The organism is Pseudomonas sp. TMB3-21 (genome assembly GCF_054898145.1).
The window spans coordinates 2,952,586-2,964,780 of the sequence record NZ_CM142718.1 but is presented as its reverse complement, the minus strand read 5'-3'; the positions used below and the strand labels follow the sequence as shown (position 1 = coordinate 2,964,780).

The window sequence follows — 12,195 nt, the reverse complement described above, 5'->3', positions numbered from 1 at the left end:
ATTATGCGTATCGTCGTCGCCCTGGGCGGTAACGCCCTGCTCCGCCGTGGTGAACCCATGACTGCGGACAATCAACGCGCCAATATCCGCGTCGCCACCGAGCAAATCGCCCGCATCCACGCCGGCAACGAACTCGTCATCGCCCATGGCAATGGCCCGCAGGTCGGGCTGCTGTCACTGCAAGCGGCTGCTTACACCTCCGTTTCACCTTACCCGCTGGACGTACTCGGTGCCGAAACCGAAGGCATGATCGGCTATATCATCGAACAGGAACTCGGCAATCTGCTGGATTTCGAAGTGCCGTTCGCCACCCTGCTCACTCAGGTTGAAGTCGACGCCAACGACCCGGCTTTCCAGAACCCGACCAAACCGATCGGGCCGGTGTACGGCAAGGCCGAAGCGGAGAAACTCGCCGCCGAGAAAGGCTGGGCGATTGCCCCGGACGGCGATAAATTCCGCCGGGTGGTGGCCAGTCCGAGACCGAAACGCATCTTCGAAATCCGTCCGATCAAATGGCTGCTGGAAAAAGGCAGTATCGTGATTTGCGCGGGTGGCGGCGGTATTCCGACGATGTACGGTCCTCAAGGAAAATTGCAAGGCGTGGAAGCAGTAATCGATAAGGATCTGTGCTCGGCGCTGCTGGCCGAACAGCTCGACAGCGATTTGCTGGTGATCGCCACCGACGTCAACGCGGCCTATATCGACTTCGGCAAACCGACGCAAAAAGCCATCGCCCAGGCCCACCCGGACGAAATGGAAAAACTCGGCTTCGCTGCCGGTTCCATGGGACCCAAGGTCCAGGCCGCCTGCGAATTCGCCCGCCATACTGGAAAAGCAGCGGTGATCGGTTCACTCTCGGACATCGAAGCAATCGTCCAGGGCACGGCCGGCACGCGCATCAGCACGGCGAAACCTGGCATTACCTATCTATAAGGAGAGCCGTCAATGGCAACGTTCGAGCCCGGTCACTTGCACATCGAGCGTCATGCGCTGACCCCTGATGATGTCAGCTACAACGTGCACCTCGACTATGAGGTCGAGCAGGATCCCGATAAAGGTAAAGGCATACAGTTCACCTTGCATGGCAGCATGCAGGGAAAGGACATGACGGAGACCTTCTTTCTGCCCAAGGTGGAGGCTTACAACTTTGCCAAAAACGTGACGGAAATTGCCGAGAAGTACGGCATCCCGAAGACACACAGCCAGATCGGCTCGGTTCACAAATATTACGATTTGATGTTTGAAGACATCCGCCAGAAGCTGGACATGAAATCCGGCGACCCGGTAGACCTCGAGAACTTCGAATAACCCGAACTCACCACGTTCCCCCTGTGGGAGCGAGCCTGCTCGCGAAAGCCTTCTATCAGTCGATATCTCCATGTCTGAGACACCGCTTTCGCGAGCGGGCTCGCTCCCACAGGGACCTGTGTTGTGACGAAAATCCTCGTAGGTTTCACCATTCACCCGCCCCAAGGCATACTTGCCACCCTCCGCACTCCAGAACCCGAACCGCCCCATGCGTATCCACGTCAGCTTCATCGACCGCGTCGGCATTACCCAGGAAGTCCTGGCCTTGCTCGGTGGGCGCAATCTCAATCTGGATGCGGTGGAAATGGTTCCGCCAAACGTCTACATCGACGCGCCGACCCTGAGTCCCGAAGTGCTCGAAGAATTGCGCGATGCGTTGCTCAGCGTGCGCGGCGTGCAGGCGATGACTGTGGTCGACATCCTTCCCGGTCAGCGCCGGCACTTGCAGCTTGATGCGTTGCTGGCCGCGATGACCGACCCGGTCCTGGCCGTGGACAGTGCTGGCAAAGTCTTGCTGGCGAACCCGGCGCTGATTTCTCTGTACGGACGCGAACCCGCCGGTGAAAGCGTCGCTGACCTTTTCGCCGACCCGGCGCTGCTCGATGCCCTGCTGGAAAACGGTTTCCGCCTGCCGCTGCGCGAGATCACCGTCAACGGCCAGACCCTGTTGCTCGACGCCACACCGATCACCGACGCCGGCGCCCTGCTCACGCTGTATCAACCGAACCGCATCGGCGAACGTCTCTCTGCGCTGCACCATGACCATGCAGAAGGGTTCGATGCGCTGCTCGGCGAATCCCCGGCGATCCGAACGCTGAAGGCCCGCGCGCAACGCGTGGCGGCACTCGATGCGCCGCTGTTGATTCAAGGCGAAACCGGCACCGGCAAAGAATTGGTCGCCCGCGCCTGCCATGCGATCAGTGCCCGGCACAGTTCGCCGTTCCTCGCGCTGAACTGCGCGGCATTGCCGGAGAACCTCGCCGAAAGCGAGCTGTTCGGCTATGCCCCTGGCGCTTTCACCGGGGCGCAACGCGGTGGCAAGCCGGGGCTGATGGAACTGGCCAACCAGGGCACGGTGTTTCTCGATGAGATCGGCGAGATGTCGCCTTACCTGCAGGCCAAATTGCTGCGCTTTCTCAACGACGGCAGCTTCCGACGGGTAGGTGGCGATCGTGAGGTCAAGGTCAACGTGCGGATCCTCAGCGCGACCCACCGCAACCTGGAAAAAATGGTCAGCGAGGGCACCTTCCGCGAAGACCTGTTTTACCGCCTCAACGTTCTTAACGTGGAAGTACCGCCGTTGCGCGAGCGCGGTCAGGACATTCTGTTGCTCGCGCGCTACTTCATGCAGCAGGCCTGTGCGCAGATCCAGCGGCCGGTCTGTCGCCTGGCGCCGGGCACCTACCCTGCCCTGCTGGACAACCGTTGGCCGGGCAATGTGCGGCAACTGCAAAACGTGATTTTCCGCGCGGCGGCGATTTGCGATAGCAGCCTGGTGGACATCGGCGATCTCGACATTGCCGGCACCTCGGTGGCGCGGCAGAACGACGGCGAAATCGACAGCCTGGAACAGGCGGTTGAAGCGTTCGAAAAAAACCTGCTGGAAAAACTCTACGTCAGTTATCCCTCGACCCGCCAATTGGCCAGTCGCCTGCAAACCTCGCACACCGCAATTGCCCATCGGCTGCGCAAGTATGGGATTCCCAATAAACCCTGACTCACACAAATCCCCTGTGGGAGTGAGCCTGCTCGCGATTGCGGTCTGACATTAAGCAATGATGTCGACTGATCCACCGCTATCGCGAGCAGGCTCACTCCTACAAGGGTTATTCAACGGTTTCGAATCTGTTCAAAAGCGACGTCCACCGTACTGAAAGCGCTACAGCGGAACGATATCGCTACAGACCTGCCGGATGACGTCTGCGCAAGGCTTTGATCCTCATAAGCTTTTTTACCGCTTCCAGCCTGTATCGATTTCGCTACAGGCGTTCGTGGTCGGGTCTCTCTGTATAACTCCAACTCATTGAAATAAAAGAATAAATATACATTGGCAGTGATCTTGCTAGCTATCCCGGCATAAATCCGGGCTAAGCCCGAGCATTCATCGAGTCCACCAGACGAGTCTGGCCCCTTAGGAGTTTCCATGAGCGAGTTGCGTTTTACTGAAGATCACGAATGGCTGCGCACAGAAGCTGATGGCACGGTCACCGTCGGCATCACCGCTTTCGCGCAGAACGCCTTGGGCGACGTGGTTTTCGTACAACTGCCGGAGCTACAGTCCTACGCCAAAGGCGCTGAAGCCTCTACCGTGGAATCGGTCAAAGCAGCCAGCGGCGTCTACATGCCACTCGACGGTGAAGTGCTGGAAGTGAACCCGGCACTCGACAGCAGTCCGGAACTGGTCAACGAAGACCCGCTGGGCGAAGGCTGGTTCTTCCGCTTTCAGCCATCCGACGCGTCAGCCGTCGCCAAACTGCTCGATCAAGACGCGTACGACCGTCTGATCAAAGCCAACGCCGAAGCCTGAGGAGCGCCGACATGACTCAAGTAAATCCAGCTGCAAACATAAGCACCGCCAACGAGTTCATCGCGCGCCACATCGGCCCGCGCGCAGGCGATGAGCAAGCCATGCTCAACAGCCTCGGTTTCGACTCCCTGGAAGCCCTGAGCGCCAGCGTCATTCCGGAGAGCATCAAAGGCACCAGCGTGCTGGGCATGGACGACGGACTGAGCGAAGCCGATGCACTGGCGATGATCAAAGGCATCGCTGGCAAAAACCAATTGTTCAAGACCTACATCGGCCAGGGTTACTATGGCACTCACACGCCGTCGCCGATCCTGCGCAACCTGCTGGAAAACCCGGCCTGGTACACCGCTTACACGCCTTACCAGCCAGAAATTTCGCAAGGTCGTCTGGAAGCGCTGTTGAACTTCCAGACCCTGATCAGCGACCTCACCGGCCTGCCGATCGCTAATGCCTCGCTGCTCGACGAAGCCACCGCCGCTGCTGAGGCCATGACCTTCTGCAAACGCCTGAGCAAGAACAAAGGCAGCCATGCGTTTTTCGCTTCGGTGCATTGCCACCCGCAAACACTGGATGTATTGCGCACCCGTGCCGAGCCTCTGGGCATCGACGTGGTGGTCGGCGACGAGCTCGAACTGACCGACGTAACCCCGTTCTTCGGCGCTCTTCTGCAGTACCCGGCGAGCAACGGTGACGTCTTCGATTATCGCGAACTGACCGAACGCTTCCACGTTGCCAACGCACTGGTCGCGGTCGCCGCCGACCTGCTGGCCCTGACCGTGCTGACCCCGCCGGGCGAGTTCGGCGCCGATGTAGCCATCGGTAGCGCGCAACGTTTCGGCGTGCCGCTGGGCTTCGGTGGTCCGCACGCGGCGTACTTCTCCACCAAGGATGCGTTCAAGCGCGACATGCCCGGCCGTCTGGTCGGTGTTTCCGTGGACCGTTTCGGCAAACCGGCACTGCGCCTGGCAATGCAGACCCGCGAGCAACATATCCGCCGCGAGAAAGCCACCAGCAACATCTGCACCGCTCAGGTTCTGCTGGCCAACATCGCCAGCATGTACGCCGTTTATCACGGCCCGAAAGGCCTGACGCAGATTGCCAAGCGCATTCATCACCTGACCGCCATTCTGGCCAAAGGCCTGCGCGCACTGGGTCTGAACGTCGAGCAGGAAAGCTTCTTCGACACCCTGACGCTGAACACCGGCGCGAACACAGCGCAATTGCATGACAAGGCGCGCGCGCAACAGCTCAACTTGCGCGTCGTTGACGGTGAGCGTCTGGGCCTGTCCCTCGACGAAACCACTTCGCAAGCTGACGTCGAAACCCTGTGGAGCCTGTTCGCCGAAGGCAAAACCCTGCCGGACTTCGCCGCCATCGCCGCTTCGGTGGTCAGCGCAATCCCGGCCACTCTGGTTCGCCAGTCGCCGATCCTCAGCCATCCGGTGTTCAATCGTTATCACTCGGAAACCGAGCTGATGCGCTACCTGCGCAAACTCGCCGACAAGGACCTGGCGCTGGATCGCACCATGATCCCGCTGGGCTCCTGCACCATGAAACTCAACGCCGCCAGCGAAATGATCCCGGTCACCTGGGCCGAATTCGGCGCGCTGCACCCGTTCGCTCCGGCCAAGCAAAGTGCCGGTTACCAGCAACTGACCGACGAACTGGAAGCGATGCTGTGTGCCGCCACCGGTTACGATTCGATCTCGTTGCAACCGAACGCCGGTTCCCAGGGTGAATACGCTGGTCTGCTGGCGATTCGTGCCTACCACCAGAGCCGTGGCGATGACCGTCGCGACATCTGCCTGATTCCGTCATCGGCCCACGGCACCAACCCGGCCACCGCCAACATGGCCGGCATGCGCGTGGTCGTGACCGCGTGCGATGCCCGTGGCAACGTCGACATCGAAGACCTGCGCGCCAAGGCCATCGAGCACCGCGAACACCTCGCTGCGCTGATGATCACCTACCCGTCGACCCACGGCGTGTTCGAGGAAGGCATCCGCGAAATCTGCGGAATCATTCACGACAACGGCGGCCAGGTGTACATCGACGGCGCCAACATGAACGCGATGGTCGGCCTCTGCGCGCCGGGCAAGTTCGGCGGCGACGTTTCGCACCTGAACCTGCACAAAACCTTCTGCATCCCCCACGGCGGTGGCGGCCCGGGCGTTGGTCCGATTGGGGTGAAATCGCACCTGACGCCATTCCTGCCGGGCCACGCCCACATGGACCGCAAGGAAGGCGCGGTGTGTGCGGCGCCGTTCGGCAGCGCGAGCATTCTACCGATCACCTGGATGTACATTCGGATGATGGGCGGCGCGGGCCTCAAACGTGCTTCGCAACTGGCGATTCTCAACGCCAACTACATTTCCCGTCGTCTTGAAGAGCACTACCCGGTGCTCTACACCGGCAGCAACGGGCTGGTCGCGCACGAGTGCATCCTTGATCTGCGTCCGTTGAAAGACAGCAGCGGCATCAGCGTCGATGACGTGGCCAAGCGTCTCATCGACTTCGGTTTCCACGCCCCGACCATGTCGTTCCCGGTCGCTGGCACGCTGATGATCGAGCCGACCGAAAGCGAATCCAAAGAAGAACTGGACCGCTTCTGCGACGCGATGATTCGCATCCGCGACGAAATTCGCGCAGTGGAAAACGGCACCCTGGACAAGCAGGACAACCCGCTGAAAAACGCTCCGCACACGGCTGCGGAGATCGTTGGCGAATGGACGCATCCGTATAGCCGTGAGCAAGCGGTTTATCCGGTCGCATCGCTGATCGAAGGCAAATACTGGCCACCGGTCGGTCGCGTCGACAACGTGTTTGGCGATCGCAACCTGGTGTGCGCCTGCCCGTCGATCGAAAGCTACGCTTAAACCTGAGGGGGCCGCACCGCCGGCCCCTTGTAGGAGCAAGCTTGCTCGCGATCAACGATGACGCGGTTCGCCAGATGGACCGCGTCATGGCTATCGCGAGCAAGCTTGCTCCTACGGTTTTGCGCTGCATCTATAACAAGAAACCGGAGAACAACCATGGCGTTAAGCGTGTTCGACCTGTTCAAAATTGGCATCGGCCCCTCCAGTTCCCACACCGTCGGCCCGATGCGCGCTGCTGCGCGTTTTGTCGAAGGCTTGCGCCGGGAGAGTCTTCTGGCCGCCACCGCCAGCGTCAAAGTCGAGCTTTACGGCTCACTCGGCGCTACCGGCAAAGGCCACGGCAGTGACAAGGCTGTGTTGCTCGGCCTGGAAGGCGAACACCCGGACACCGTGGATACGGAAACGGTCGCCGCACGTCTTAAGGACATTCGCGGCAACGGCCGTCTGAACCTGCTCGGCGAACACAGCATTGCGTTCAATGAGAAAGAACACCTGGCGATGATTCGCAAACCGTTGGCCTATCACCCCAACGGCATGATTTTTCGCGCATTCGATGCGGCCGGATTACAGATTCGCAGCCGCGAATATTACTCGGTGGGCGGCGGCTTTGTGGTCGATGAAGACGCGGCCGGGGCTGATCGCATCGTTGAAGACGCTACGCCGCTGACCTTCCCTTTCAAAAGTGCCAAAGACCTTCTCGTTCATTGCGCCACCTACGGGCTGTCGATCAGCCAGGTGATGCTGACCAACGAAAGTGCCTGGCGTCCGGAGGCAGAAACCCGCGCCGGCCTGTTGAAAATCTGGCAGGTCATGCAGGACTGCGTCACGGCTGGATGTCGTAACGAAGGCATCCTGCCGGGCGGTCTCAAGGTAAAACGCCGCGCCGCTGCGCTGCATGCCCAACTGTGCAAGAACCCGGAATCGGCACTGCGCGATCCACTCTCCGTGCTGGACTGGGTCAACCTCTACGCGCTGGCGGTCAACGAAGAAAACGCCAACGGCGGACGCGTGGTCACTGCACCCACCAACGGTGCGGCCGGGATCATTCCGGCGGTACTGCATTACTACATGCGCTTCATCCCCGGCGCGAATGAGGACGGCGTTGTGCGGTTTCTGCTGACCGCCGCAGCCATCGGCATTCTTTACAAGGAAAACGCCTCGATTTCCGGCGCCGAAGTCGGTTGCCAGGGCGAGGTCGGCGTCGCCTGCTCGATGGCGGCCGGTGCGTTGTGTGAAGTGCTCGGCGGCAGCGTGCAGCAAGTGGAAAACGCTGCGGAAATCGGCATGGAACACAACCTCGGCCTGACCTGCGACCCGATTGGCGGACTGGTTCAAGTGCCCTGCATCGAACGCAACGCCATGGGCTCGGTCAAGGCGATCAATGCCGTGCGCATGGCCCTGCGCGGCGACGGTCAGCACTTCGTCTCGCTCGACAAGGTCATCCGCACCATGCGCCAGACCGGCGCCGACATGAAAAGCAAATACAAGGAAACCGCCCGTGGCGGTTTGGCGGTCAACATTATCGAGTGCTGATGCGCGCTCACTGCATCTGCACACTTTTTCAGGAGCTGGATATGTCCACCGAACACTTGTTGAAAACCCCGTTGCACGCACTGCACATCGAACTCGGCGCCCGCATGGTGCCTTTTGCCGGCTATGACATGCCCGTGCAGTACCCGCTGGGCGTGATGAAGGAACACCAGCACACCCGTGATCAAGCCGGGTTGTTCGATGTATCGCACATGGGCCAGATCCGCCTGACCGGTACCAATGCCGCCAAAGCCTTGGAAAGCCTGGTGCCGGTGGACATTATTGATCTGCCCGTGGGCATGCAGCGTTACGCGATGTTCACCAACGAAAACGGCGGCATTCTCGACGACCTGATGGTCGCCAACCTGGGTGACGATGAGTTGTTTCTGGTGGTTAACGCGGCGTGCAAGGATCAGGACCTGGCGCACCTGCAACGACACATCGGCGAACACTGCACCATCGAGCCGCTGTTTGAGGAGCGGGCGTTGTTGGCCTTGCAAGGCCCGGTCGCCGTCACCGTCCTCGCCCGTCTGGCGCCGGAAGTGACGAAGATGACCTTTATGCAGTTCACCCGCGTGAAACTGCTGGGCGTGGACTGTTTCGTCAGCCGTTCGGGCTACACCGGCGAAGACGGTTTCGAAATCTCTGTCCCTGCCGCCAATGCCGAAGCCCTGGCCCGCGCACTGCTCGCGGAACCCGAAGTCGCCGCCATCGGCCTCGGCGCCCGTGACTCTCTGCGCCTGGAAGCCGGCCTCTGCCTTTACGGTCACGACATGAACACCGACACCACTCCGATTGAGGCGAGCCTGCTGTGGGCGATCTCCAAGCCACGTCGCGCCGATGGTGTGCGGGCAGGTGGATTCCCGGGTGCCGAAAGCGTGTTCGTGCAACAGCAAGCCGGGGTCAACCGCAAACGTGTCGGCCTGCTGCCTCAGGAACGCACGCCCGTGCGTGAGGGTGCAGAAATCGTCAATGAAGCAGGCGACGTTATCGGTGCTGTGTGCAGCGGCGGCTTCGGTCCGACGCTGAGCGCGCCGTTGGCCATGGGCTACGTGGACACTGCCCACACCTCGCTCGACACGCCGGTCTGGGCCATCGTCCGAGGGAAAAAGGTACCTCTGCTCGTAAGCAAAATGCCATTTGTTCCACAACGCTACTATCGTGGCTGATTGACTGTTTCAATAAGTAACGCAGTTGCGTTACAGTGCACTACTGTGTAACGCAACTGCCATAAAACAGTGCACGACCTTTGCTTTTAGTTTCAATTTTGAACTTCGCTTATAACGATCGAAAACATTTGAACGGCAGGAACGTATAAGCAGCACTAGTGAATCGACTAGTGCCAGCAACGCGAGCAAAGCCGGGCCTCTGACGGGGCTTGTTTTTTCTCCTGTAGTTGGCGTAGAGTTTGTTCACTGTGTTTGCATGGGTCGCTTGAAATCGTGACCTGGGCAGTAGCCTACAAGTTAGCTACATCCCGTTCGACGTATTCTTACTCTCCTGCAACCAGCCCCAGTACTCTTTCACAAGAAGGAGACTGTCATTAATTTAGCGTCAAAGGAAATAAGAAATGTCCCAACGTCAGAGCGGTACCGTCAAGTGGTTTAACGACGAGAAAGGTTTTGGTTTTATCACTCCAGAAAGCGGGCCGGATCTGTTCGTGCATTTCCGCGCGATTCAGGGCAACGGCTTCAAAAGCCTCAAAGAAGGTCAGAAAGTGACCTTCGTTGCAGTGCAGGGCCAGAAAGGCATGCAGGCTGATGAGGTTCAGGCAGAAGCTTAATCTTCTGTAACGAAAAAGCCCCTGATGCTGACATCAGGGGCTTTTTTATGCGCGTAAATCCGTAAAATGGCGTTCCCCTTTGAACGAGAGCCGTGCCATGTCGAAACATCTGCTGCAACCCCAGGGGGAATTTCCCGCCGCGACCCTGGGTCGTCGTCTGGCAGCGATGTTTTACGATTTCCTCTTGTGCACTGCCCTGCTGATCGTCACCGGCGGCGTGTACAAGATGATTCAGATGGCGATCATCGGCGAAGAGAGAATGCGCGCGCTGACCGACGCGGGTGCGCTGGACGGCGACCCGTTGCTGTCTACGGTGTTGTTGTTTGTGTTGTTCGGATTCTTTGCCAAGTTCTGGACCTGGTCAGGTCAGACCCTGGGCATGCAAGTGTGGTCGATTCGCGTGCAGAATGCGGACGGCTCATCGATCAGTCTGTGGCAGGCGCTGTTGCGATTTGTGGTGTCAATCGCTTCGCTGCTGTGTGTCGGGCTCGGGTTCTTCTGGTCGGCCTTCGACCAACAGAAGCGCAGCTGGCATGACATGTATTCCAACACGCAGCTCGTTCGTATTCCGAAGAAGATCAAGTGATTGCAAAGAGCAAAAATCAATGCGGGAGCGAGCCTGCTCGCGAAAACGGCATATCAGCAAACATCAATGTCGACTGACACTCCCTCTTCGCGAGCAGGCTCGCTCCCACAGTTTTGCGACTTGACTGACAAACCTCAGGCGTTACCGGCCAATTTCATCCGCGCAGCCTGGGTAAATTCCAGCATTCGTTTCAACGGTCGAATCGCCTGCGGAATCAATGCCGGATCCACGAAGATCTCGTTCGACCCCTCCTTCAAGCTCTTCAGCGTACGCTCAAGTGTATTCATCGCCATCCACGGGCAATGTGCGCAACTGCGGCACGCTGCGCCGTTACCTGCCGTGGGCGCTTCGATGAATACTTTGTCCGGGCACAGCTGCTGCATCTTGTAGAAAATGCCGCGATCGGTGGCCACGATCAGCGTCTTGTTCGGCAGGCTCTGTGCAGCAGCAATCAATTGACTGGTGGAACCCACAGCGTCCGCCAGGTCGATGACCGCGGTCGGTGACTCCGGGTGCACCAGGATCGCGGCGTCCGGGTACAACGCCTTCATGTCTTCGAGCTGCTTGGATTTGAACTCTTCGTGAACGATGCATGCACCGTCCCACAGAAGCATGTCCGCGCCGGTCTTGCGCTGGATGTAGGTACCCAGATGCTTGTCCGGACCCCAGATAATCGTTTCGCCGTTGTCCATCAGGCTTTCGACGATTTCCAGCGCGCAGCTCGACGTCACTACCCAATCCGCCCGGGCTTTGACCGCTGCCGAGGTGTTGGCGTAAACCACCACGGTACGTTCCGGGTGCTGATCGCAAAATGCCGAGAACTCGTCCACCGGGCAACCCAGGTCCAGCGAACAGGTCGCTTCCAGGGTCGGCATCAATACACGTTTTTCGGGATTGAGGATTTTGGCCGTCTCGCCCATGAATTTCACGCCAGCGACCACAACAGTCTTGGCCGGGTGAGCATTGCCGAAGCGGGCCATCTCCAGCGAATCTGAGACACAGCCACCGGTTTCTTCGGCCAGGGCCTGAATAACCGGATCACAATAGAAGTGGGCAACCAGCACCGCGTCCTGAGCCTTGAGCTCGGCAGCAATGGCGGCACGATAATGAGCCTCTTCCTCAGCCGTCAGCGGCTTGGGCTGCTTGGCGTCGAGGTGGGCTTGAACCAGAAGGCGTTCGGAAATCTGCGTCATGTTCGCAAGACCTGCAGGCGCATTCGCGCGAAAGTCGAGTATACACCCGGCTCCGGACCCTTCAGGGGTACCGCCGGGAGAGTGAGTATCATCAGGCACGGACAACGGTGAGGCTGCGCAAGGCTACAGAATATCCCGAGGATGCAAAAGATGAATCTGACCTGTGTCACGCAGTACAGCTCTGGATCAGTTCGAACTCAAATCGCGGGCAAAAAAAAATCCGGAAATCCTCACTTGCGTGGGCCTTCCAGACTTTTAAAACTGCTACAAAAATGGTGGGTCGTGTGGGATTCGAACCTACGACCAATTGGTTAAAAGCCAACTGCTCTACCAACTGAGCTAACGACCCGCTGTGTGGTGGCGCGTATAATACTGATTTCTAAGGACTATTC

10 protein-coding genes and 1 tRNA gene are annotated in these 12,195 nt (G+C 59.1%); 9 read left to right on the top strand and 2 right to left on the bottom strand.

Features of this window, described 5'->3' with window-relative positions; translation table 11 throughout:
• The first annotated feature begins 3 nt into the window (after nucleotides 1-3).
• The 9 genes from arcC to ACYZTS_RS13600 all read left to right on the top strand — a co-directional run bounded on the left by arcC (nucleotide 4) and on the right by ACYZTS_RS13600 (nucleotide 10,610).
• On the top strand, nucleotides 4-933 hold the full coding sequence (gene arcC / locus ACYZTS_RS13640) for a carbamate kinase (protein WP_461989817.1): 930 nt from the start codon (nucleotides 4-6) through the stop codon (nucleotides 931-933).
• A 12-nt stretch (nucleotides 934-945) separates the two neighbouring features.
• Entirely contained in the window at nucleotides 946-1,308 is a 363-nt protein-coding gene (locus tag ACYZTS_RS13635; RefSeq protein WP_461989815.1) for a DUF5064 family protein, read from the top strand.
• Nucleotides 1,309-1,516: 208 nt separating this feature from the next.
• Nucleotides 1,517-3,025, top strand: coding sequence for a sigma-54-dependent transcriptional regulator (locus ACYZTS_RS13630; protein WP_461989813.1), 1,509 nt, complete (start codon nucleotides 1,517-1,519; stop codon nucleotides 3,023-3,025).
• Nucleotides 3,026-3,451: 426 nt separating this feature from the next.
• On the top strand, nucleotides 3,452-3,835 hold the full coding sequence (gene gcvH, locus ACYZTS_RS13625; RefSeq protein WP_028621931.1) for a glycine cleavage system protein GcvH: 384 nt from the start codon (nucleotides 3,452-3,454) through the stop codon (nucleotides 3,833-3,835).
• 11 nt (nucleotides 3,836-3,846) lie between these two features.
• On the top strand, nucleotides 3,847-6,711 hold the full coding sequence (gcvP, locus tag ACYZTS_RS13620; RefSeq protein WP_461989811.1) for an aminomethyl-transferring glycine dehydrogenase: 2,865 nt from the start codon (nucleotides 3,847-3,849) through the stop codon (nucleotides 6,709-6,711).
• 156 nt (nucleotides 6,712-6,867) lie between these two features.
• Entirely contained in the window at nucleotides 6,868-8,244 is a 1,377-nt protein-coding gene (locus tag ACYZTS_RS13615; protein WP_028621929.1) for an L-serine ammonia-lyase, read from the top strand.
• Nucleotides 8,245-8,285: 41 nt separating this feature from the next.
• Entirely contained in the window at nucleotides 8,286-9,410 is a 1,125-nt protein-coding gene (gene gcvT / locus ACYZTS_RS13610) for a glycine cleavage system aminomethyltransferase GcvT (protein ID WP_028621928.1), read from the top strand.
• Nucleotides 9,411-9,811: 401 nt separating this feature from the next.
• The gene (locus tag ACYZTS_RS13605) at nucleotides 9,812-10,024 is read left to right on the top strand and encodes a cold-shock protein (protein ID WP_003175786.1); all 213 of its coding nucleotides are present in this window, start codon (nucleotides 9,812-9,814) and stop codon (nucleotides 10,022-10,024) included.
• 97 nt (nucleotides 10,025-10,121) lie between these two features.
• Nucleotides 10,122-10,610 (top strand): RDD family protein, encoded by a 489-nt coding sequence (locus tag ACYZTS_RS13600; protein WP_461989808.1) that lies wholly within the window; start codon nucleotides 10,122-10,124, stop codon nucleotides 10,608-10,610.
• Between the two features lie 134 nt (nucleotides 10,611-10,744).
• Here ACYZTS_RS13600 and nadA read toward each other — a convergent pair whose 3' ends face one another.
• Both nadA and ACYZTS_RS13590 read right to left on the bottom strand, forming a co-directional pair.
• The gene (gene nadA / locus ACYZTS_RS13595) at nucleotides 10,745-11,803 is read right to left on the bottom strand and encodes a quinolinate synthase NadA (protein WP_028621926.1); all 1,059 of its coding nucleotides are present in this window, start codon (nucleotides 11,801-11,803) and stop codon (nucleotides 10,745-10,747) included.
• A gap of 273 nt (nucleotides 11,804-12,076) precedes the next feature.
• A tRNA-Lys gene (locus tag ACYZTS_RS13590) sits at nucleotides 12,077-12,152 on the bottom strand.
• Nucleotides 12,153-12,195: the final 43 nt, after the last annotated feature.